Annotated in this window: 17 protein-coding genes; 12 read left to right on the plus strand and 5 right to left on the minus strand. The window is 68.4% G+C overall.

Going from position 1 to position 23,107, the window contains the following annotated elements; translation table 11 throughout:
• The first annotated feature begins 45 nt into the window (after nucleotides 1-45).
• From K3U94_RS24405 to K3U94_RS02815, 4 genes are all read left to right on the plus strand, one after another.
• On the plus strand, nucleotides 46-2,100 hold the full coding sequence (locus tag K3U94_RS24405) for a beta-ketoacyl reductase (RefSeq protein ID WP_434084900.1): 2,055 nt from the start codon (nucleotides 46-48) through the stop codon (nucleotides 2,098-2,100).
• Entirely contained in the window at nucleotides 2,097-7,517 is a 5,421-nt protein-coding gene (locus K3U94_RS02805; RefSeq protein WP_220695511.1) for a non-ribosomal peptide synthetase, read from the plus strand. The genes K3U94_RS24405 and K3U94_RS02805 overlap by 4 nt, the downstream gene beginning before the upstream one ends.
• Before the next feature lie 5 nt (nucleotides 7,518-7,522).
• Nucleotides 7,523-8,512 carry an NAD-dependent epimerase/dehydratase family protein gene (locus K3U94_RS02810; RefSeq protein WP_220695512.1) on the plus strand — a complete coding sequence of 330 codons (990 nt, stop codon included), beginning with the start codon at nucleotides 7,523-7,525 and terminating at the stop codon, nucleotides 8,510-8,512.
• A gap of 289 nt (nucleotides 8,513-8,801) precedes the next feature.
• Nucleotides 8,802-9,185, plus strand: coding sequence for a DUF2834 domain-containing protein (locus K3U94_RS02815; RefSeq protein WP_220695513.1), 384 nt, complete (start codon nucleotides 8,802-8,804; stop codon nucleotides 9,183-9,185).
• Nucleotides 9,186-9,229: 44 nt separating this feature from the next.
• Here the strand turns inward: K3U94_RS02815 and K3U94_RS02820 are convergent, their stop codons facing one another.
• The 5 genes from K3U94_RS02820 to K3U94_RS02840 form a co-directional block, all read right to left on the minus strand.
• Nucleotides 9,230-10,675 carry an amidase family protein gene (locus tag K3U94_RS02820; protein ID WP_220695514.1) on the minus strand — a complete coding sequence of 482 codons (1,446 nt, stop codon included), beginning with the start codon at nucleotides 10,673-10,675 and terminating at the stop codon, nucleotides 9,230-9,232.
• Between the two features lie 94 nt (nucleotides 10,676-10,769).
• A complete protein-coding gene (locus K3U94_RS02825; RefSeq protein WP_220695515.1) occupies nucleotides 10,770-12,137 on the minus strand; it encodes an FAD-binding oxidoreductase in 1,368 nt (455 codons plus the stop codon).
• A gap of 29 nt (nucleotides 12,138-12,166) precedes the next feature.
• The gene (locus K3U94_RS02830) at nucleotides 12,167-14,698 is read right to left on the minus strand and encodes an FtsX-like permease family protein (protein ID WP_230987370.1); all 2,532 of its coding nucleotides are present in this window, start codon (nucleotides 14,696-14,698) and stop codon (nucleotides 12,167-12,169) included.
• Nucleotides 14,680-15,447, minus strand: coding sequence for an ABC transporter ATP-binding protein (locus tag K3U94_RS02835; RefSeq protein ID WP_047319727.1), 768 nt, complete (start codon nucleotides 15,445-15,447; stop codon nucleotides 14,680-14,682). Before K3U94_RS02835 ends, K3U94_RS02830 begins: the two co-directional genes overlap by 19 nt.
• A gap of 293 nt (nucleotides 15,448-15,740) precedes the next feature.
• Nucleotides 15,741-16,535, minus strand: a complete 795-nt coding sequence (locus tag K3U94_RS02840) for a DUF3109 family protein (protein WP_220695516.1) — start codon at nucleotides 16,533-16,535, stop codon at nucleotides 15,741-15,743.
• A gap of 71 nt (nucleotides 16,536-16,606) precedes the next feature.
• On the opposite strand from K3U94_RS02840, the gene K3U94_RS02845 reads away from it, so the two are divergent.
• From K3U94_RS02845 to K3U94_RS02880, 8 genes are all read left to right on the plus strand, one after another.
• Nucleotides 16,607-17,602, plus strand: a complete 996-nt coding sequence (locus K3U94_RS02845) for a Ppx/GppA family phosphatase (RefSeq protein WP_047319650.1) — start codon at nucleotides 16,607-16,609, stop codon at nucleotides 17,600-17,602.
• Nucleotides 17,599-18,600 carry an Rv0497 family membrane protein gene (locus K3U94_RS02850; RefSeq protein WP_220695517.1) on the plus strand — a complete coding sequence of 334 codons (1,002 nt, stop codon included), beginning with the start codon at nucleotides 17,599-17,601 and terminating at the stop codon, nucleotides 18,598-18,600. Before K3U94_RS02845 ends, K3U94_RS02850 begins: the two co-directional genes overlap by 4 nt.
• Nucleotides 18,601-18,617: 17 nt before the next feature.
• Nucleotides 18,618-19,460, plus strand: coding sequence for a sugar phosphate isomerase/epimerase family protein (locus tag K3U94_RS02855; protein ID WP_220695518.1), 843 nt, complete (start codon nucleotides 18,618-18,620; stop codon nucleotides 19,458-19,460).
• Between the two features lie 25 nt (nucleotides 19,461-19,485).
• Nucleotides 19,486-20,307, plus strand: coding sequence for a thioesterase family protein (locus tag K3U94_RS02860; RefSeq protein ID WP_047319653.1), 822 nt, complete (start codon nucleotides 19,486-19,488; stop codon nucleotides 20,305-20,307).
• Nucleotides 20,308-20,379: 72 nt separating this feature from the next.
• The gene (proC, locus tag K3U94_RS02865) at nucleotides 20,380-21,240 is read left to right on the plus strand and encodes a pyrroline-5-carboxylate reductase (protein WP_047319654.1); all 861 of its coding nucleotides are present in this window, start codon (nucleotides 20,380-20,382) and stop codon (nucleotides 21,238-21,240) included.
• Between the two features lie 139 nt (nucleotides 21,241-21,379).
• A complete protein-coding gene (locus K3U94_RS02870; RefSeq protein ID WP_024442553.1) occupies nucleotides 21,380-21,589 on the plus strand; it encodes a helix-turn-helix domain-containing protein in 210 nt (69 codons plus the stop codon).
• Nucleotides 21,590-21,774: 185 nt separating this feature from the next.
• Nucleotides 21,775-21,876 carry a 30S ribosomal protein bS22 gene (locus K3U94_RS02875; protein WP_003402602.1) on the plus strand — a complete coding sequence of 34 codons (102 nt, stop codon included), beginning with the start codon at nucleotides 21,775-21,777 and terminating at the stop codon, nucleotides 21,874-21,876.
• A gap of 115 nt (nucleotides 21,877-21,991) precedes the next feature.
• Nucleotides 21,992-23,107, plus strand: coding sequence for an SDR family oxidoreductase (locus K3U94_RS02880; RefSeq protein WP_220695519.1), 1,116 nt, complete (start codon nucleotides 21,992-21,994; stop codon nucleotides 23,105-23,107).

Consider the following 23,107-nt stretch of genomic DNA (forward strand, 5'->3'; position numbering starts at 1 on the left):
CGCGCACCGTGCAGTTCGCCCTCACCGGAGATGCCTTCGAGTGCTATGGCAGCGCCGGTGCGGACTGGTCGCTACTGGCCACCGGCACGCTGTCCGCCGAGCAGACTCACGCGCGGACCGTCATCACCGCCCCGGTGGACCCGCGGGACCGTAGCTACCGGATGCGTTGGCAGCCGGCGTCTTTGGCGGCCGAGGGTGGGCCGGCCCGCCGAGCCCGGCAGTTGGCTGATCCTGTCCGACGGGCCGGTCGCCGACACCCTGCGGGACCATCTCGAGGCGCAGTCTCAGTCCTGTGTGCTGGTGGAACCGGTCGTCGGGCTCGCCGAGATCGAACGGGTGAGCGCCGACAGTTACCGGATCGACCCGGCCCGGCCGGAACACTTCGCCGAGCTGCTGCGCGCCGCGTTCGGCGGCGACCGGCCGCACTGCCGGGGAGTGGTGCACCTGTGGAACCTGCTGGCCGCACCGCCGGCTGACACGACCGAAGAGTCGCTGGCGACGGCCACCGACGTCGGATCGCTGAGTGTGGTCCACCTGATCCAGGCGCTGACGCTGGCCGGTTGGCCGGAATCGCCACGGCTGTGGCTGGTGACGCGCGGGGCGCAGCCGGCCGGCCAGGAAGATGGAGCAGACTCGGGCGCGGTGGCGATCGGCCAGGCGCCGGTCTGGGGCCTGGGCCGCTCCATTGACCATGAGCACCCCGAGCTGCACGCCACCGGCGTCGACCTGTCCGTCGACGGTGGTCCCGAAGAACTGCGGGGCCTGTTCAGCGAGATCTGGTCGGACAACCCCGAGACGGACGTGGCCCTGCGCGGTCACCGCCGCTACGTGGCCCGGCTGGAGCCCTATACGGCACCGTCGGCGCCGGCGGGCGAGTTCACCCTGCGTGATGACGCGACCTACCTGGTCACCGGCGGGCTCGGCGCGGTCGGTGGCAAGGTGGCCGGCTGGCTGGTCGAGCGCGGTGCCCGCCACCTGGTCCTGATGGGCCGCAGCGCGCCCTCGGCGGCGGTGCAGGCGACCCTGGACGGCCTGCGCGCCGCCGGCGTCGAGGTGACCGTCGCCCAAGGCGACGTCACCAAGTCCTCCGACGTGGCCGCGGCGCTTGCCACCATCGGTGCGTCGATGCCGCCGCTGCGCGGTGTGGTGCACGCGGCCGGCACCGTCGACGACGCGATCCTGGCCCGCCTGGACGCGGCCAAGCTGCGTTCGGTGATGGCGCCCAAGGTTCAGGGCGCCTGGAACCTGCACACCCTGACCGCCGACGCGGAGCTGGACTTCTTCGTGCTGTTCTCCTCGGCGGCCTCGGTGCTGGGTTCGCCCGGCGCCGCCAACTACGGGGCCGCGAACGCCTTCCTGGATGCGCTGGCGTGGCATCGGCGGGCGGCGGGCCGGCCGGCGTTGAGCGTCAACTTCGGCCCCTGGGCCGGGCTGGGTATGTTCACCAACTCGGAGCTGCACCGGCACTTCTCCCACTACGGCGTGGAAGGGCTGTCGGCGGAGAACTACTTCGCAGCGCTGGCGGCGCTGCTGGCCGACGGCGCAACCGAAGCGATGGTGCTCGACATCGACTGGTCGAGGTGGCGTCCGAGCGCCCAGTCGCCACTGCTGCGTGACCTGCAGGCCACCGTCACCGACGGCCTTGGCGCGTCCGGCAGCGGTCTGTTCGAGGCGGTGCAGGCCGCCGAGCCGCAGGAGCGTCAGCAGCTGTTGGCGACCTACCTGCGTGATCTGGTCGCCGGCAAGCTGGGCCTGGCTCCGGCCAGCCTGGACGTGCATGCACCGCTGAACAGCCTCGGGGTGGACTCGCTGATCACCCTGGAACTTCGCATCCAGGTCGAGCGGGAGCTGGGTATCGTGGTTCCCGTTGCCCGGCTGTTGGACGGGCCGAGCGTCGTCAGTCTGTCCAGCTGGCTCGGCGAGCAGTTGGCTGCCGCGCCGGACCGGGCCGTGGCGGAAGCAGGGTCCGCAGCTCCGGACGTCGCCGAGGCGGCCCCCGCACCGGAGATGGAGCTGCTGGCGCAGGTCACCGAGCTCTCCGACGACGCGGTGGACGCCCTGCTCGCGAAAATGATGGCCGAAGATGGGGGTAGCGCGTGACGGATCGTCCGGACGTGCCCACCGACATCTCCAGCCTGTCGCCGGAGAAGAAGCGTGAGCTGCTCGCCCAGTTGCTGATGGCCAAGGCGCAGGACGCGGCATCCGAACACGAGCTGTCCTACGGGCAGCGCTCGATGTGGTTCATGCACCGGCTCGCACCCGACAGCGCGGCGTACACCGTCGCCTACGCGGGACGCATCGACGGTGGCGTGGATGTGCCGGCCTTGGAGCGGGCCGCGCAGGCGCTGGTGGACCGGCACCCGATGCTGCGGACCACCTACACCGAACGGGACGGCCAGCCGGTCGCCCTGGTCCACGCGCACTGGCCGGTGCGTATCGCCACGCAGCGCATCGGTGCGGACGCGGCGGAACTCGACCAGCGGGTCCAGGCCGAGATCGACCGACCCTTCGACCTGCGGACCGGCCCGGTGTTGCGGCTGACGTTGCTGGCGCGCCCGGACGACCACGTACTGCTGCTGACGGTGCACCACATCGCGGTCGACTTCTGGTCCATCGACATCATCCTCGACGAGCTGCGTGCGCTTTACGCCGCCGAACACGGCGGAACCCCGCCGGAAGAGACCGCAGACCGCTACGTCGACTACGCCGCGCAGCAGGCCCGGATGCTGGCCGGGCCCGAGGGCGAGCGGCTTTGGGAGTACTGGCACCAGACGCTGGGCGGCGAACTGCCGACTCTGGCGCTGCCCACCGATCGGCCGCGGCCCGCGATCCAGACCTACGACGGTGCGCTGCACCGGTTCAGCATCGACGCCCAGGTCACGGCCGGGCTCAAGCAGGTGGCGCGGACCGTCGGAGCGACGCCCTACATGACGCTGCTGGCGGCCTATGCGGTGCTGCTGCACCGCTACAGCGGCCAGGACGACCTGGTCATCGGTTCGCCGTTTGCCTGCCGCGACCGCGCCGGGCTGATGGGCATGGTCGGCTACGTCACCAACCCGCTGCCGCTGCGCGTCGACGTCGGTGACGACCCGAGCTTCGCTGCGCTGCTGGGTCAGGTCAAAGACACCGTGCTGGGTGCGATCGGCCACCAGGAGTACCCGCTGCCGCTGCTCGTCGAGCGGCTGCGGCCGGTGCGGGACGCCGGGCGCACCCCGCTGTTCCAGGTGTCGTTCGCCTGGCAGCAGGTCCGGCTGTTCGAAGACGGTGCGGAGTCGGGCTCGGGCCTGCTGCCGCTGGAGACCCTCTACATCGGTCAGGGCGGCTCGCCGTTCGACATCACCATGCAGGTCGGCGAGCAGGGCCCCGAGCTTCAGGTCGCGCTGCAGTACAACACCGACCTGTTCGACGCCACGACCATCGAGGCCCTTGGGCAGCACTTCACGTTGCTGCTGGCCCAGCTGGCCCAGCCCGGGGCGGCCGAGGCCCCGGTCTCGCAGCTGACGCTGCTCACCGACGCCGAGCGCGCCGCGCTGGAGGCCTGGAACGACACCGCGGTCGACTACTCGGCGGCCCCTGTGTCTCTGCACGACATGGTCGCCGCCAGCGCCGCGCGCACGCCGGACGCCGTCGCGGTCAGCTACGACGGCCGGGACATCAGCTACGGCGAACTGGACCGGCGGGCCAACGGCTTGGCACACCGGTTGCGCCAGTTCGGTGTCGGCGCCGGCCCGGGCCCCGCCGTGGTTCCGGTGCTGCTGGAACGCTCCGAGGATCTGGTGATCGCGCTGCTGGGCGTGCTCAAGGCCGGCGGCGTGTTCCTGCCGCTGGATCCCGCCCAGCCCACCGGCCGGATGGAGGCGATGCTCGCCGACGTTCCCGACGCGCCGGTCTGTGTCACGCACCGTGAGCATTTGTCGCACGTGCCAACGGGTTTCACCGGGGCCCGACTGTGTCTGGACCAGCCGTCGACGGCGCCCGCCGAGGAAGACTCGGCTCCCGAGGCTCCCGAGACCGGCACCGCTGGGTCTTCCGGGGCCGACCTGGCCTACCTGATGTACACCTCGGGTTCCACCGGAGCACCGAAGGGCGCGCTGAACAGCCACGCCGGTATCCGCAACCGGCTGTTGTGGATGCAGGACGCCTACCAGCTGACCGCCGAAGACCGGGTGCTGCACAAGACCCCGATCAACTTCGACCCGTTCGTCTGGGAGATCTTCTGGCCGTTGACGGTCGGCGCCCGGGTGGTGATCGCCAAACCCGAGGGCCACAAAGACGCCGCCTACCTGGCGCGCACCATCGTTGAACAGCACATCACCACAATGCATTTCGTTCCGTCGATGCTGCGCCGCTTCCTTGCGGAGCCGGAATCGGTCTCCTGTACCGGCCTGCGCAAGGTGTTCTGCAGCGGTGAAGCGCTCACCGCGGACCTGCGCGACGCCTTCTTCGCTGCGCTGCCCGCCGAGCTGTACAACCTGTACGGCCCGACCGAAGCTGCCATCGACGTCACCCATTTCCATTGCGTACGTGGAGTTTCCGATCCGGTTATCCCGATCGGACGGCCGATCGCCAATATCGCGATCCACCTACTGGACGCGGCGGGCAACCCGGTTCCGGTCGGGGTGCCCGGGGAACTGCACATCGGCGGTGTGGGCGTGGCCCGCGGCTACTTGAACCGGCCCGAGGCCACCGCTGCCGCATTCCTGCCCGACCCGTTCAGTGCGCATTCCGCGGACTCCGGCCCGCTCCCGTTGCTGTACCGCACCGGCGACCTGGCCCGCTACCGGGCCGACGGCAACATCGAGTACCTGGGCCGTCGCGACGACCAGGTGAAGATCAACGGCTTCCGGATCGAGCTCGGCGAGGTGGAGGCCGCGCTGGCCAAGCATCCTGGCATCGCCGAGAACGCCGTGGTGGCACGCAAGGACGCCGCCGGCAATACGCAGCTGATCGCGCATATCGTGCCGGTCGCGGCGGCGCCCGGCACCGCCGAGCTGCGCCGCTTCCTGCTGGACCTGGTGCCGGCGGCGATGGTTCCCGCGGTGTTCCGCACCGGCGATCTGCTGCCGTTGTCGGCCAGCGGCAAGGTGGATCGCCGGGCACTGCTTGCCCTCGACAAGGATCTCGACGCCGCACCTACAGAATTTGTCGCGCCCCGCGATGCCACCGAAGAGGCACTGGCCCAGATCTGGCGTGACGTGCTCGACCTGGATCGGGTCGGCGTCACCGACGACTTCTTCGCCCTCGGCGGTGCCTCCACCCAGGCGCTGGAAGTTGCGGTGCGCGTGGGCGAGCTCGGGCTGGAACTGCGGCCGGAGTCGCTGTTCGTCTACGGCACCATCGCCGAGCTGGCCGCCGAGTTCGGCCCGATCGGCGGCGCCAAGGCCGAGGAGCCCGCCGAAAAGCCCACGGCGCAGCCCGAGCTTGCGGTGGCCGCGCTCCAACCAGCTCCAGCGCCCAAACCCGTTGCGGCGCCGGTGATCAAACCCGTGCAAGGCGGTCCGGCGCGCAACGTCGTGATCGAGAGCCTGGGCGTGTACCTGCCGCCGCGGGCGGTCTCCACCGAGCAGGTGCTGGCCGACTGCGTCAACGAGGTGAAGATCCCGCTGGAGCGCCTCACCGGCATCAAGAGCCGGCGGATGGCCGGCCAGGACGAGTTCTCGATCGACCTGGGCCGCAAGGCGATTGCCGACTGCTTGTCGCGGTCGAGCTACGCGCCCGAAGAGATCGACCTGCTCATCGCGTGCAACATCTCGCGCTGCGACGGCCCGGAGCACATGTTCACCTTCGAGCCCAGTACGGCTTCGCAGCTGCGCGACCAGCTGGGCTTGAGCAACGCGGTCTGCTTCGACATCAACAACGCCTGCGCCGGCATGTTCACCGGCGTCAGTATTGCCCAGGACTTCCTTAAGACCGGCCTGGTGCGCAACGCGCTGGTGTTCAGTGGCGAGTACATCAGCCACATCACCGAAACCGCGCAGCAGGAGATCGAGGGTGCGATGGACCCACGGCTGGCCTGCTTGACCGTCGGCGACGCCGGCGCGGCGGCGGTGCTCGAACTCGGGCCCAACGACCGGGTCGGCTTCCACGACCTGGACCTGGCCACCTACAGCGAATTCGCCAAGCTGTGCATCGCCAAGGCCACCGAAGGCCCACACGGCGGCGCCATCATGGTCACCGACTCGGTCACCCAGACCGCGATCGCGGTGAAGCACTCGGTGCCGTATGTGGCGGCGGTCATGCAGCGGCACGGCTGGCGGCCCGAGACCGCCGATCAGCTGCTGATGCACCAGACCTCCGAGGCATCGATCAACGACGCCATCTTGACCATCAACCGGGTCTTCGGTGCCGGCGCCGCCAGCCGGGCCAACACCATCTGCAACCTGGCTGAGCGCGGGAACACCGCCACCACAACGCATTTCGTCGCGCTTTATGACTACATCAACGCGGGACGGATCAACTCCGGTGACAACGTCGTGCTGTCCATCACCGGCTCCGGGCAGACCATCGGCACCGGGCTGTACACGTTCGACGACCTGCCCGACCGGATGCGCCGGGCCGCGAGCGGCCAGACTGGATCCTCCGCCCGCGGAAACCGGTCCGGTGCCCGCCGGGAGCTGCCGGCCACGCCGCGGGTGCGTATCGAGGGCATCGGCATGGCCCCCGAGGGTCAGACGCCGCCCAGCTCGATCCAGTTCGCCGTGGACGCCGCCAACGCCTGCCTGGCCGACAGCGGTGTCGAGCGCACCGACGTCGGGCTGGTGATTCACGCCGGCATCTACCGCGACGACTTCCTGAGCGAGCCGGCGGTCGCCACCCTGGTTGCCGGCGAGGTCGGGATCAACGCCGAGCCGGAGTCCGCGGACGCCCCCAAGACCTTCGCGTTCGACGTCCTCAACGGGGCGGTCGGCTTCCTCAACGGCTGCCACATCGCCGCCGGCATGATCGGCGCCGGCCGGACCGGACATGCCATGGTGCTGGCCTCCGAAGTGGAGAACAACACCCCGGAGAGCGGCTACCCGCGCAACGGCATCTCCGAGACCGGGTCGGCGATCATGCTGAGTCCGAGCCAGGGCCCAGAAGGCTTCGGCCGGTTCGTCTTCGGCCACCACCCGGAGTACCGGGGCGCACTGGCCACCTACACCCAGGAGCGCGACGGCCGGATGTGGCTGCGGATCGACCGCGACCCCAACCTGGCCGCGATCTACGTGAGCTGCCTGCCGTCGTCGGTCAAGGAACTGCTGACGCTGGAAGGGCTGGCGCCCGAGGACATCGCCCTCGTCTTCCCGCCGTACCTGCCCGGTGCCGCTCTCGACGAGCTGGCCGCGCACATCGGCGTGGACCGGTCACGGTTCGTCGACCTCGAAGCGCAGGGCTGGACTGCCGACCCGTTCACCTCGACGCTGCCCTACCAGATCGCCGACGCCCGCCGGCGCGGGTTGGTCAAGCCTGGCGATGTCGCGCTGATCATGGCGGTCGGCTCGGGCGTCGAGGTCGGTTGCACGACCTACCGGTTCTGACCGGCATGCGCGCATTCGTCACCGGGGGAACCGGATTCGTCGGCTCGAACCTGGTCGCCGCGCTGCTGAGCCGCGGCATGCAGGTGCGGGTGTTGCGTCGCTCGACCTCGCCGATGGTGGCGCTGGAGGGATTGGACTGCGAGACCCGGATCGGCGACGTCAACGACGGTGTCGACGCACTGACCGACGCGATGGCCGACTGCGACTGGGTGTTTCACACCGCGGCGATCTCGGACTACTGGCGCTACCGGACTCAGACCCGGCTGTATCGCACCAACGTCGACGGCACCCGCGACATGGCCACCGCCGCAGCCCGCGCCGGGGTGCAGCGTTTCGTCTACACCAGCTCGCTTGCCGCACTGGGCGTCCCGGAGCGCGGTCATGAGCTGGTCGAGACCGACCAGTTCAACATCCGCCCGCGGCAGTTCCCCTACGGGCACAGCAAGCACCTCGCCGAAGCCGAACTTCAGAAGGCCGCCGCGGCCGGTCTGCCGGTCGTGATCGTCAACCCGTCGGTGGTCATCGGGCCCCGCGACGTCAACCGCATCGCCAGCGCGATGCTGGTCGAAGCGCAGCAGGGCCGGCTGTGGTTCGCCGCGCCCGGTGGCACCAACTTCGTCTCGGTCGACGACGTGGTGGCCGGGCACATCGCCGCCGCCGAGCGAGGCCGGATCGGGCAGCGCTATATCCTGGGCGGTGAAAATCTGCTGTTCCGTGAGGTATTCGCTGCCGCCAACGCGCTCTTTGGCCGGCGTCCGCCCTCGGTCGTTTTGCCGCGCTGGGTCATTCCGGTGGCCGCAGCCGGCGTCAGTGTCGCCCGCACCGTGGTGGGACCGCGGCTGCCGATCGATGCCCGCCAGATGCGACTGTCGACCGCGGAGATCTTCGCCGATGCCAGCAAGTCTCGCGTGGAGTTGGGTGTGCCGTTCACGCCGTTCCGCACGGCGCTGCGTGCCGGCTACGAGTGGTACCGCGACAACGGCTATCTGGACTAGCCGAGCCGCCACGGGCACCTAGTGCCCATCGTCATCATCGTCGCCGGAGTCCTTGTCGCTCAGGAGTTTTTCTGGGTGGTGGTGGCTGATCCGCGTTCGGCTCGCTCCCGGAACCCGACGCTGACTGGGGTGGGGATCTTGGCGAGGGCTTTGCGGCCCCCTCGGCCGCACATTCACCTTCGCCGATCCTGATGGTTACGAGATGGCGCTCTTGGGGGTGAACCTTCGGGGGCATCGAAGTTCCTCGAGCGAGGACTACCGTTGCGCAGTTCGCCTTAGAGTGCGGGTTATGACAACAGCCGACCAGGCCGACGAGGCATCATCCCTCCCTATGTCCCGCAAAGTGCTCTGCGTCGTCTACGGCGCTATCGCCTTTGCTGCGCTCATCGCGACGTGGACACTGGCGGGGCCATACCTGCACTCACCGGTCGACATCTTTGTCACGTTCTGGCGTGATACCCAGGTCAACTCGGCCTCCAAATACATCACTGCCGACGCCCTGTTAGTCGGCCTTTCGGCCGCGATTCTGATGGTGATCGAGGCACGGAAGCACAACGTGCGCTTCGTCTGGGCGTATCTCGTTGGAGCCTTCTTCGTCGGAATAAGCGTCGCCTTCCCGCTCTTTCTGATCGCTCGCGAATTGCGCATGGGCGCATCTCGCCGCATTGAATGACCGAGGGCGCTGAGCATTCCGGCTGACCCGCTGCGGCGGTTCGGTCAACCCACCTGCGACACCAGCGCTTCGGTCGGAGGCCGCCGGTGTGCCCAGGGCTGTACCGACTCGATCTGTGCCGCCAGTGAAACCAGGGTGGCCTCGTCGTTGGCGCGCGCCACCAGGTGCACCGCCTCGGGCAGGCCGTCGGGGGCGATCCCAGTCGGGACTGACATGGCCGGCTGACCGCTGTAGCACTGCGGGAAGGTGAACGGGATGAACTTGAGCATCCGCAGCATGGCCCGGGTCGGCCCGAGGCCTTCGAAATAGCCCACCCGCACCGGCGGTATCGCCAGCACCGGGGTCATCAGGATGTCGAAGTCGGCGATCCTGCGCTGCGAGCGGGCGGTGATCCGGGGCTCCGCGGCGACAGCCCGGTGAGCCAGCCAATCCGGGACCAACCGGCTGGTTCGGGCCTCAGCCTGCATACGCCGTTCCAGCAGTTCGGTTTTCGGGAGCCGCTCGATCTCGTGGGCGAACCCGTTCATGAACAGTGCGAGCACCGCGGCGATACCTGTCACCGGATAGACCGGGTCGCGCTCGATGACCTCGTGGCCCAGTGAGCGCAACAACTCCGCGGTCTCAAGGACCGGGCGGCGCACCTCGTCGCTGACGTGCACCGGCACAACGGGTTTGAACGACATCGCGATCCGCAGCCGCCGCGGAGACGCGAGCAGTGCGTCCATCAGCGGCGGTGCCGGTGGCGGCGACGGAATCTCGTCGTCGGGTTCGGGCCCGGTCATCGCGTCGTGCAGCAACGCCGCGTCGATAACGCTGCGAGCCAGCGGTCCGATGTGGTTGAGCCCGTGGAACCGGTATGCCCGCTCCGGCGACTCCTTCGTGCTGACCCGGCCACGCTGGCCCTTCAACCCGACCAGCCCACAGCAGGCGGCCGGAATGCGAACCGAGCCGCCGCTGTCACTACCGGTGGCGCCCGGAACCATGCCGGAGGCAACGGCAGCGGCCGAGCCGCCGCTGGAGCCACCCGGGGTCCGGTACAGATCCCACGGGTTGCGGGTCACCCCCCAGGTCGCCGATTCGCTCACCGGGTAGGCGCCGAATTCCGAGAGATGGGTCTTGCCGATGATCACCGCGCCGGCGGCCCGCAGCCGGCGTACCGCGGCGCTGTCGGTGCTCGCCGGGCCGACGTCAATTCCGGTGCCGCACATCGAGGAAACGCCTGCCACGTCGGTGTCGTCCTTGACCGCGATCGGCACACCGGCCAGCGGTAGTGCTTCTCCGGCGGCCAGTCGCCGCTCGACGTCTGCCGCCTCGGCCATGGCTCGGTCGCCCATGACGGTGCGAAAGACGTTCAAAACCGGGTCCAGCCGGGCGATCCGATCCAGATACAAGGTCACCAGCTCGCGCGGCGACACCTCGCGCGCACGCACCAACTGCGCCAAGCGCGCGACGCCGGCGAAGGCCAAGTCATCATCGTGCGCGGCAGACATCCCTGCGTCCTTTCCCCCCGCGGACAACAATACCTACCGTGCGTCGGCGTAAACGTGTGTCGGCGTTGGCGACACACTGAGAACTGCGGAGCGGTCAGCTCCCCGTCGCGGGCTCGATGTTGTGGTTGAGGGTGAACCGGTTGGTCGGGTCCAGGCGTGCCTTGAGTTCGGCGAGACGTCGGTATCCGGCGTCGCCGAATGTCGCGCGAATGCGGTCCTGCCCTTCGTCGCCGACGAAGTTCAGATAGGCGCTGTCCGGGCCCAGCGGCCGCAGGATCTCGAAGGCCTGCCGGGCCCACGCCGTGCAGCGCGCGCTGTCGGCGGGGTCGGTCCACGTCGCCATCAAATGAATGATGTAGGGGTGGTGGCGGGCGACGATGGCCGTCGACTCCTCCGGAACCCGGCTGGCGTACCCGCCGAGCCGGATCAGGTGCAGTCGGGTCTGCGCCGAGGGCCGCGACCGCCCCAGTAGGGCGATGCGCCGGATGGCCTCGTCGGTGAGCTCGGTGACGAACAGCGACTTCCAGTAGTTCAGCCAGCCGTACGGCGCCGTGTAATCGAGGGCCTGCTGCCAGGTCGAGTAGTCCAGCTTGTGCTGGACGGCCACCACGGGCTTGGCGGCCACGCCGCGAACGTTGAGCAGCGCGCTGACGTCGTCGCTGCCGATCTGGTCGGTCCGCGTCGAGCAGGCCAGCACGTTGACCAGCGATTGGCCCGTCGTGAAGTCGGTGGAGAAGTCGAGGATGGACGCCAGACTGTCGGGCGCGTTGTCCATCTGGGCGCGGAAGTGCTTGAGGGCTGCCTCGGCGTCGGTGTCGGGGTAGGACTGCACGCCGGCCACCACACCGTTGATCGGGTGCAGGCGCAGCACGAACTGCGTCACGACGCCGAAGTTGCCGCCTCCGCCGCGCAGGCCCCACAGCACGTCGGCGTTCTCGGTCTCGCTGACCGTCAGCACCTCGCCGGATGCCGTCACCAGGGTGGCTCCGATCAGGTTGTCGCAGGTCATGCCGTGGGCGCGGGAGAGCCAGCCGATGCCGCCGCCGAGCCCGAATCCACCCAAGCCCGTGGTCGACACCACCCCACCGGGGGTCGCCAGGCCGTACTTGCTGGTCACCGGGTCGACATCGCCCCAGGTGGCGCCGGCGTCGGCGTAGGCGATCCGCTTCTCGGCGTCGACTCGCACCCCGCGCATCTGCGTCAGGTCGATCACGATGCCGCCTTCGGTGGCCGAGTGGCCGGCGACGCTGTGACCGCCGCTGCGCACCGCGATTTCGGCACCGGAGTCCACGGCATAACGCACAGCGGCGACGACGTCGTCCTGCGAGCGGCACTGCAGTACCACCCGCGGCCGCTTGTCGATCATCCCGTTGAAGACCTGGCGCACCTCGTCGTAGCGGGCATCGCCCGGGTAGACGGCGTCGCCGGTGAAACCCGGAACGGTGGGGGTGGTGGCTGTCATCGCATCCTTAACGGGTCAGCGCGGCGAGCTCACTCGTCGCGGAGTTCGGTCGCCGGGGTGGACCGGGTGCTCTTCCAGGCGGGAATGATGGCCGCGAAGATCGCGGCGACGGTGGCCAGCACGGCGTAGACCACCGCGTCGGTCCACGGGAATACCAGCGGGGTGACCAGCCCGACGTTGACGACGGCGGCCCGCCGCACCGCCTCGGAGATGGCGATCGCGAGCACCGCCCCGAACAGTCCGCCGGCGGCGCCGGCGACGACGGCCTCGATGGTGGTGATGCTGAACACGCGCAGGCGGGTGGCGCCCAGCGCCTGGATCAGCGCCACCTCGCGCCTGCGGCGGATACCGACCAACAGCAGCGTCGACAGCACCGAGATGAAGGCGATCGCGAGCAGGCCGTACTTCAGGGTGTTCAGCGGCGTGAGGTAGCGGCCGATGGAGGCCGCGATGTCGGCGGCGTAACCGTCGGTGTCCACCGCGGTCACCGGCTGGTCGAACTGCGCGGCCTTGATGTTCTCGATGACCTGACCGGCGGTGAACCCGGACGCCGGGGTGGCGAAGATCAGGCCGGCGGGCTGGGGGCCGTAGATCTGCTCGGCGACCGCGTAGGGCATGTAGATGCGACGGCCGCCGTATTCCGGCGTAGCCACGATGGTGCCGATGCTCATTGCCTGCGCGTCGAGTCCACTTCCAAAAACAAGAGTGTTACCGATGTGGAGATTTTTCTCGCGCGCGAGGACGCTGCCGATGACGACCTGATTGGCTTTCTGGCTTGCCTCCGGGGATTGCCCCGCGAGTAATCCGAACGGAAATGTCGGCCGGTCTTGCGCCTGAATATGCGCTAACGACCCGTCCTTGAGGCTGATCTCGATTTCCGCCATCCGCTCGGTCTTTTCCACCCCGGCCACCGAGTTCAGTTTGTTGACCGTCTGCGGAGCGAATCGGGCATCAATGGGCCCGTAATCGGCGAACTGCGTCGTAGTGATGGCAATGCGGCCGTCCGCCTGCGATTCGGCGACCTTGGTGGCGCCGATGTGGATCGCCACCAGGAACCCGGACAGCAAGATGGCGACCACGACGGGCACGGCGATGGCTCCGGAGATGGCCGCGGTGCGTGACCGGTCCGAGCGCAGCGCGTTGAGCGCGATGGTCAGCGTTGCCCCGCTGGACTTGTCCGGCCGGGGGCGCAGGCTGGTGATCGCCTGCGCGCTCAGGTACGCCGTAGCCAGCAGGAGTCCGACGAGGGCGACGACCGCTCCCACGTCGGCGATGATGGCCTGCCACGCGACCAGCGCGCCGGACAGCGTGGCCAGCCGTGCCGCGATCACGCCGCTCAGGCCGATCGCCAGCAGCAGCAGCGCCTTGAACCAGATCTTGCGCTGCGTGGTCTGTTCCTGCGCCGCTCGGCCCGACAGCTCGGCCGCGATGGGAGTGTTGGACGCCGACAGGGCGGGGCCGATCGCGGCCCCCACCGCCAGCAAGATGCCGGCCAGGACGCCGACGACCAGGATCGCGGGCTTGAGGATCACCGGGACGGTGACGCCGACGAAGCGTTCGGTCAGCTCGCTGGCGCTGGCCACGATGGGTTCGGAGATCACGATGCCGGTCAGCACACCCATCGCCGAGCCCACCGCGCCCAACAGTGCGGCCTCGCTGAGGAATCCGGTCATGATCGACGCGGGCGAGGCCCCCAACGCGGAGGCGATCGCGATCTCGCGTCGGCGCTCCTCCACCGAGAGCCGGGTGATCTGGGTGATCAGGATGACCCCGACACCGATCGAGATCAGGGCGAAGATCCCCAGCAGGGGCAGCAGCACGTCGTTGACGTTGTAACCCTTCGCCGGCTCGCTGCGGGGCTGCACGGTGTAGGTGGGACCAAGGGTGGTCTTCAGCCGCTGCTGGACCTCGTCGGGGTTGGCGTCCTTGTCCAGGGTCACATACAGCAAGTCCACCCGGTCGCCGCGGGCGAACTGCACTTTCGCCATGCTCAGCGGCAGCACCGCGACCAGGCCGTTGTTGACGTCGTCGAGGTCAGCTACCCGCTGGAACTTCTCCACCGACAGCTGCCCGACATCGGTGACCAGGGTCGCCGAAGAGTTCAGCGAGTCGCCCAGCGACTTCGAGATCGCCGGCGGGGGTTCGGCCTGCCCGGTCTGGCAGACCTTCGGGTCGACGATCCACTGTGCCGAGCAGTCCACGCCCAGCCCCAGCCCGAAGCTCTCCTTGCCGTCGTTGTGGATCATCGTCACGCCGCGGATGACCGGCACCACGGCCGCCACCCCGGGCACCGCCCGGGAGTCTTCGACGACGGCGGGACTGATGCCGCCACGGGTGGCCGCACCGACCACGCGCAGGGGGGCGGGCCCGGCGATCTGGTAGCCGACGTCTTCGACGGCCTTGGAGACGCTGGTGACCTCGATCATGACGGCCACCACGACGGCTACGCCGCCGCCGAGCGAGAATGCGGCCAGTGCGGCCCGGAATGCGTGTTTACGGACGGCCCGGAAGTTGATTATCCGCAGCAGGCCGAATGTCGCGGCTAATGTTCCGCGAGCCATGTCACATTATTTGCCGCGTGAGCCATTCCGCTGTCGGTCTCAATTTCACCGTCGAGCAATGAAATCAGACGAGGAGCGTCGTCAGCTATTTTCCGGTCGTGGGTCACCAGAACAATTGTCTGGCCTGCTGCATTCAAGTTATACAGCGCATCGATAACCCGCTGGCCATTTACGGTGTCCAGGTTGCCGGTGGGCTCATCGGCGAGAATCACGTCCGGTTTCATGAACAGCGCCCGGGCAACCGCGACGCGCTGTTGTTCGCCGCCGGACAATTCCGACGGGACGCGCTTGGACTTGGCGGCCAGGCCGACCTGGTCGAGCAGGCTCATCGCATGGGCGTGCTGGGCGCGGCCGGATTTACCGGCCAGCAGGCCCGGGAGCATCACGTTCTCGACCACTGACAGGCCTGCCAGAAGGTTGAAGGCTTGGAAGACGTAACCGAGCGTCTGACATCGCACGGCAGCCAACTGCTTGCGCGAGAGCTGCGAGACGCTCTGGCCGTTGATGAGGACATCGCCGCTGGTCGGCATGTCCAGCAGGCCGAGGATGCTCAGCAGGGTGGACTTGCCCGAACCGGACGGCCCGACCATGGCGACGAATTCGCCACGGGTTATCTGGATATCGATGTTGCGCAAAATCGGCGTGGCGGTATCGCCCTCGCCGAACTGTTTGTTGAGTTTGCGCGCTTCCAGGACCACGGGAGGCCTAAGAACGACCGGCGGCGTGTGTCCGTTCCGGTCGAGCTCCATATCCACGGTATGCATCTTGGTCCTGATCATGAATCTCCGGCGGGCGTCGTAATATAGGCGATCATGCCCGCGTTGGGCGCGTTTCTCAATTCAGTACGCACTCCGCGAAGTTGGTGCGCTACGCGGCGCTCTTGGCCGATCATACCGGCGCTGGTCGCCTGCCGAAAATCGTTCGGTGGTGACAACGACCACCCGCATCCTGGCGCCACGCTCGCGCTACGGCGAGAAAGTGCTGGCTGACCTGCGGCTATTCAGTCATGAATTTGCGGCCACCCAAGTGCACCATGCTCCGCTCAGGTGCGCCGGGCCGCCCGGGTCGCGGGGTGGACAGCCACCAGGCCGAGCTCGTTGCGCCGCTCACAGATCGCCGCCAGCTCGGCGTAGGCCTTGGCGCCCAGCAACTCGGTCAGTTCGGGGGCCAGACTCTGCCAGACCTGCCGGGTGCCGACGTGGGTTTGGGGGTCGCCGGTGCAGTACCAGTGCAGGTCTTCGCCGCCCGGGCCCCAGCCACGCCGATCGAATTCGGTGATCGTGGTCTTGAGGATCTCGGTGTCGTCGGGGCGGGTGACCCAATCCTGGGTGCGCCGGATCGGCAGCTGCCAGCACACCTCGGGCTTCATCGTCAGGGGTTCCACGCCGAGGCGAACGGCCTTGATGTGCAGTGCGCAGCCCGCACCGCCGGCGAATCCCGGCCGGTTCAGGAAGATGCAGGCGCCCTTGACGGTGCGGGTGCGCAGTTGTTGCTCACCGTCGTTCTCGTCGTATTCCAGGTAACCCTTTTTGCCCAGGCCTTTGTCCCGCAGCTGCCAGTCGGCGTCGGTGAGCTGGGCGACCGCGTCATCGAGGGTGGCGCGGTCGTCGTCGTCACACAGGAAGGCGCCGTGCGAACAGCACCCGTCGTCGGGGCGGCCGGCCACGATGCCCCGGCACGCGGGGGTGCCGAAAACACAGGTCCACCGGGACAGCAGCCACGTGAGGTCGGCGGCGATCAGGTGTTCGGGGTTGTCGGGGTCGTAGAACTCCACCCATTCGCGGGGGAAGTCCAGATCGACCTCACCAGGATGGGAGCGGCGCTGCGCGGGGGTCACAAAACTCCACGCTAGACCAGAAATTCACGTTGCCTCACCTCGTCTGGGCTTCACCCCACTAAGTTGGGTGCGTGCGATTAGGGGTGCTCGACGTCGGCAGCAACACCGTCCACCTATTGGTGGTCGATGCCCACCGGGGTGGTCACCCGACTCCCATGAGCTCGACCAAGGCCACGCTGCGGCTGGCCGAGGCGACCGACAGCTCCGGCAAGATCACCCGGCGCGGAGCCGACAAGCTGGTGTCCACGGTCGGCGAATTCGCCACGATCGCAGCGAGTTCGGGCTGTGCGGAGCTGGTGGCGTTCGCCACCTCGGCGGTGCGCGACGCGTCCAACTCCGAAGATGTGCTGGCCCGGGTGCGTTCGGAGGCCGGTGTCGAATTGCAGGTGCTCGCCGGCGAAGACGAATCCCGGCTGACGTTCCTGGCGGTGCGGCGCTGGTTCGGCTGGAGCGCCGGACGGATCAACAACCTCGACATCGGTGGCGGGTCGCTGGAGATGTCCAGCGGTGTCGACGAGGAACCGGACGTCGCGCTGTCGCTGCCGTTGGGGGCCGGACGGCTCACCCGGGAGTGGCTGACCGAAGACCCGCCCGGCCGGCGCCGGGTGGCCATGCTGCGGGACTGGCTGGACACCGAGCTCGCAGGTGCCGCTGCGGCCGTGCTGGACGCCGGGCCGCCCGATCTCGCGGTCGCGAGCTCGAAGACCTTTCGTTCGCTGGCGCGGCTCACCGGCGCAGCTCCGTCGGCCGCCGGGCCGCGCGTCCGGCGCACATTGACCGCCACCGGCCTTAGGCAGCTCATATCATTCATCTCTAGGATGACCACGGCTGATCGGGCCGAATTGGAAGGGGTGAGCGCCGAGCGAGCGCCACAGATCGTGGCGGGTGCTCTGGTGGCGGAAGCGAGCATGCGAGCGCTGTCGATCGAAACGGTGGAGATTTGCCCGTGGGCGCTGCGGGAGGGCTTGATCCTGCGCCGACTCGACAGCGAAGCCGACGGTGTCACCCTGTTCGGATCCCCAGCGGTGAACATGGCCGGGGCGCGGCCAAAGGGAGCGGACCGATGAGTGGACCCAAGCCCGACCCTCGCGACGTCGAGACGCGACCGATCTCGGTTGCCGAACTGCTCGCCAAGAACGGCAACATCGGTTCTCCGCCGGTCACCGGCCGCCGCCGGCGCAGGCGCGGCAATGCCGACGCCGTCACGGTCGCCGAACTGACCGGGGAGATCCCGATCATCCGTGACGAGGCTCCGCCCGAGCCCGAGGTCTCGGCCCCGTCCTCGGCAAGCACCGACAGCGAGCCGAGCGGCGCGCTGCCCATCGGCCCGGCACCCGGGTTCGTCGACGAGGACCGGCCCGTGACCGGGCCGCGTCCCGCGCAGCGGGTGGAATCCGGCAAGCGGCCGGCAGCCGAGCCGCGCTGGCCCAAGTCCCCGCCGCAAGCCGCGCCACGCGGCTCCGGGCCGGAGCAGAGTGCTTACCCCCGGCCGATGCGTCGCTCCGACCCGCCCGTCGCGGAGAACGGCCAACCGGCCGAAACCCGGTCGGCGGGCTCCGGCGCCGAACGGATGCGTCCGGATCCGGTTGACACCTACACCGATCTCGCCGTCGACGTGATGGCCGGCGATGTCCGTGACGCCGACCTGCCCACCGGGGATTCCGCATTCGTGCGGTCGTTCCTGACCAAGGCCCGCTCCACCGACCGTGCGGGCGGGGCCCTGGTTGCTGACGCCGACGCCGAGGACGCCGGTGCCGACAGCGCCGCGGCCGCTGAAGCCGAGACGGCTGACCAGTACCTCGGCCGGCCGGGCGTGGTGGGCGGCGCGTTGGTGGTGCTGCAGTCGATCCTGGCGGTGGCGTTCGGCGGCGGCCTGTTCATCGCTTTCGACCAGCTGTGGCGGTGGAACAGCATCGTGGCCCTGGTGCTCACGGTCCTGGTCACGCTCGGTCTGGTGGCTGCGGTGCAGGCCGTCCGCAAGACCGTCGACATCGTCAGCACGTTGATCGCCGTCGCGGTCGGTTTGCTGGTTACGTTGGGGCCGCTGGCGTTGCACGCCAATTAGCCGTTCACTATTAGTCCGTGCGCCCAGCCATCAAGGTCGGATTGTCGACGGCTTCGGTTTACCCCATGCGGGCCGAGGCCGCCTTCGAATACGCGGCCCGGCTCGGCTACGACGGTGTCGAACTGATGGTGTGGGGGGAGTCGGTCAGCCAGGACATCGGTGCCGTCCGGCGGCTGTCGCGCAAGTACCGGATACCGGTGCTGTCGGTGCACGCACCGTGTCTGTTGATCTCACAACGGGTATGGGGTTCCAACCCGATCGCCAAGCTGGAACGCAGCGTCCGGGCCGCAGAGCAGCTCGACGCCCAAACCGTGGTGGTGCATCCGCCGTTTCGCTGGCAGCGGCGCTACGCCGAGGGCTTCAGCGATCAGGTCGCCGAATTGGAGTCCACCAGCGATGTGGCGGTGGCGGTGGAGAACATGTTCCCGTTCCGGGCCGACCGGTTCTTCGGCGCCGATCAGTCCCGCGAGCGGATGCGTCGCCGCGGAGGTGGTCCGGGAGCGGGGATTTCGGCGTTCGCGCCGTCCCACGATCCACTCGACGGCAACCATGCGCACTACACCTTGGACCTGTCACACACCGCGACCGCCGGCGCCGACGGCTTGGAGATGGCCCGTCGGATGGGCTCGGGGCTGACGCACCTGCACCTGTGTGACGGCACCGGGCTGCCGGCCGATGAGCATCTGGTGCCCGGCCGTGGCGACCAGCCCACCGCCGAAGTGTGTCAGCTGCTGGCCGCCAGTGACTTCACCGGCCACGTGGTGCTGGAAGTGACCACCTCGCAAGCGCGCTCGCCACACGAGCGCGAGGCTCTGCTGACCGAATCGCTGCATTTCGCCCGGACGCATCTGCTGCGCTGATCGCTGACTCGTAAGGAGCCCGTGCGTGACTTCATCCACGCTGTTCACCGATGCCATGACGTTGGTGCGGATCGATGGTGACGACGATGTCGCGTCCTTCGCCGGTGAGCTAAACGAGCACTGGACCATCGGTCCGAAGGTGCACGGCGGCGCGATGCTGGCGTTGTGCGCCAACGCCGCACGCACCGCCCACGGTGGGGGATTGCAGCCGGTCGCGGTGTCGGCCAGCTATCTGTGGGCACCCGACCCCGGCCCCATGCAACTGGTGACCACGATCCGCAAGCGCGGCCGCCGGGTCAGCCTCGTCGACGTCGAACTCAACCAGGGCGAGCGCACCGCGGTGCGCGCCGTCATCACCCTCAGCGAGCCCGAGCATCAGGCGCCGCCACTGCTGTCGTTCAACCCGGTGGTGCCGTTGATGACGCCGGAGCCGCCACCCGGCTTGGAGCCGATCGGCCCGGGCCATCCGATGGAACACATCGTGCACTTGGCACACGGCTGCGATATCCGGCCGGCGCTGACCACGCTCGGGCCACGCTCGGACGGCGGCCCGCCGGTGATCGAGATGTGGGTGCGGCCCAAAGACGCCGAACCCGACGTGCTGTTCGCGCTGCTGTGCGGCGATGTGTCGGCGCCGGTGACCTACGCCGTCGATCGCAACGGCTGGGCGCCCACCGTGCAGCTCACCGCCTATCTGCGGGCCATCCCGGCGAACGGCTGGCTGCGGGTGATCTGCAGCTGCGTACAGATCGGTCAGGACTGGTTCGACGAGGACCACACCGTCGTCGACTGCCAGGGCCGAATCGTGGTGCAGACCCGCCAACTGGCGATGGTTCCGGCCCGGTAGCGGCCCGGTAGCGGGCGACCCGCTGCGCCCGGCTTCACCGCGCTGGCGGGCCGGGTCTGAAATGCTGTCGCCATGACCAGAATCGCGATCATCGGTGGCGGCAACATGGGCGAAGCGTTGCTGGCGGGGCTGCTGGCTGCCGGCCGCCCGGTCAAGGACCTGGTGGTCGCCGAGCGGTACGGCGACCGGGCTCGGCAGCTGTCGGAGAAGTACTCCGTACTGGTGACTTCGGTCGCCGACGCGGTCGAGAACGCTTCCATCGTGATCGTCGCGGTGAAGCCGCAGGATGTGGACGCCGTGGTCGACGAGTTCGCCAAGAGCGTCACCGCCGCCGCCGGGGACAGCGCCGAGCAGGTGCTGGTCACGATCGTGGCCGGTCTCACCACCGGGTACGTGGAGTCCAAGCTCCCGGCCGGCGCCGCGGTGGTGCGGGTGATGCCCAATACCCCGGTCAAGGTCGGCGCCGGTGCCAGCGCGCTGGCAAAGGGCCGGTTCGCCACCAACGAACAGGTCAGTGAGGTCGCTGCGCTGTTCGAGTGCGTCGGGACGGTGGCGATCGTTCCGGAGGAGCAAATGGACGCCGTCACCGCGGTATCGGGCTCGGGGCCGGCCTACTTCTTCTTGGTGGTCGAGGCGCTGGTGGATGCCGGGGTTGCGGCGGGGTTGAGCCGGCAGGCGGCCACCGACTTGGCGGTGCAGACGATGGCCGGTTCGGCGCAGATGCTGCTGGAGGGGCGCGGCGAGGGCGACGGGGCGCCGAATGCGGGCATCGACACCGCCCCGGCCCACCTGAGAGCGATGGTGACTTCGCCCGGGGGGACTACCGCGGCCGCACTGCGTGAATTGGAGGCCGGTGGCCTGCGGACCTCGATCGATCGGGCGGTGCAGGCCGCAAAAACCCGCTCTGAGCAGCTAAGAATCACATCAGAGTAATTCACTTATTTTTCACATATTGGCTCTCACTAGTCGCAGGAACCCCATCCGTCCCGCTATTCTCCTCTATGTCTGTGCGTGTGGGCGCAGCGGAGGGGAAGCCGCTGAGACTGCACGTGCCTGATTGAAATGGGTAACGATGACGTCTGCGAACGGGCCTTCGGCACGTGACACGACACAATTTCTCACCGTGGCCGAGGTGGCCGCGTTGATGCGGGTCAGCAAGATGACGGTGTACCGCCTGGTGCACAACGGCGAGCTGCCCGCGGTACGGGTGGGACGGTCTTTCCGAGTGCACGCCAAGGCGGTGCACGATCTGCTGGAGACGTCCTTCTTCGACGCGGGCTAAAGAGCCGGTCGACAGGTAAGCGCCCCCCGGGCGTCGCCGCACGGCGACGCCCGGGGTCGGCTGTCTGGGTGGCCGCGGCCAGGTGCGGTTTTCCGGTCCGTGCCTGCCTACGGGTAAAGTAACCGGGTCGATCAAGTTCAGCAGCGCCCATTCGTCGGCGCGGGCAGAAGCAGATAGCGGAGTTCATGGGTTCAGTCATCAAGAAGCGGCGCAAGCGCATGTCGAAGAAGAAGCACCGCAAGCTGCTTCGCCGTACCCGCGTGCAGCGCAGAAAACTCGGTAAGTAACTCCGCCCAGGTCCGTCCAGGCCCCCGAGCCGTGCCGGGTGTGACGTTGGCTTCACGCTCGACAACGAGCCGCTCGCCGGTATTGCTTTTCCGGCGTGGCCGTTAGGCTGACGGGGTGGACGACGCCGGACCCCCGAGCGACGGCACGCGAAGTGACTCCCGGCATTACCCCAAGGTTGTGTTGGTCACCGGTGCGTGCCGGTTCCTGGGTGGGTTTCTCACCGCAAGGCTCACGCAGAACCCGTTGATCAACCGGGTGATCGCCGTGGATGCGGTCATGCCGAGCAAGGACATGCTGCGCCGGATGGGGCGCGCTGAGTTTGTCCGCGCCGACATCCGTAACCCCTTTATCGCCAAGGTGATTCGAAACAGCGACGTCGACACCGTGGTGCACGCGGCAGCGGCGTCGTACGTGCCGCGGTCCGGCGGTGGGGCGGCGCTCAAAGAGTTCAACGTGATGGGCGCGATGCAGCTGTTCGCGGCCTGCCAGAAGGCGCCTTCGGTGCGCCGGGTGGTGCTCAAGTCGACCTCGGAGGTCTACGGGTCGTGCTCGCGTGACCCGGTGTTGTTCTCCGAGGACAGCACCAGTCGCCGGCCTCCGACTCAGGGGTTCCCCCGCGACAGCATCGACATCGAGGGCTATGCGCGCGGACTGGGCCGGCGCCGGCCCGACATCGCGGTCACGATCCTGCGGATGGCCAACATGATCGGCCCGGCCATGGACACCGCGCTGTCGCGCTACCTGGCCGGCCCGCTGGTTCCGATGGTGGTGGGCCGAGATGCGCGGCTGCAGCTGCTACACGAGCAAGACGCGCTGGGCGCCTTGGAGCGAGCCACCACGGCCGGCAAGGCCGGCACCTTCAACATCGGCGCCGACGGGATCATCATGATGTCGCAGGCCATCCGCCGGTCGGGCCGCGTTCCGGTTCCGCTGCCCGGTGTCGGGCTGTGGGTCATGGATTCGCTGCGGCGGGCCAACAATTACACCGAGATCAACCGGGAACAGCTGGACTATCTGAGCTTTGGCCGGGTCATGGACACGACTAGAATGCGAACCGAACTCGGGTACAGCACCAAGTGGACCACCGCCGAAGCTTTCGATGACTACGTGCGGGGTCGGGGACTGAACCCGATCGTCGATCCCAAGTGGGTCCGTTCGGTGGAACGGCGAACAGTGAGCGCAGCGCAGCGCCTGGGGGATATCAGCTTCAACAGGGTGCGGGGAGGTTAA

This window comes from Mycolicibacter heraklionensis, assembly GCF_019645815.1.
GTDB lineage: Bacteria > Actinomycetota > Actinomycetes > Mycobacteriales > Mycobacteriaceae > Mycobacterium > Mycobacterium heraklionense.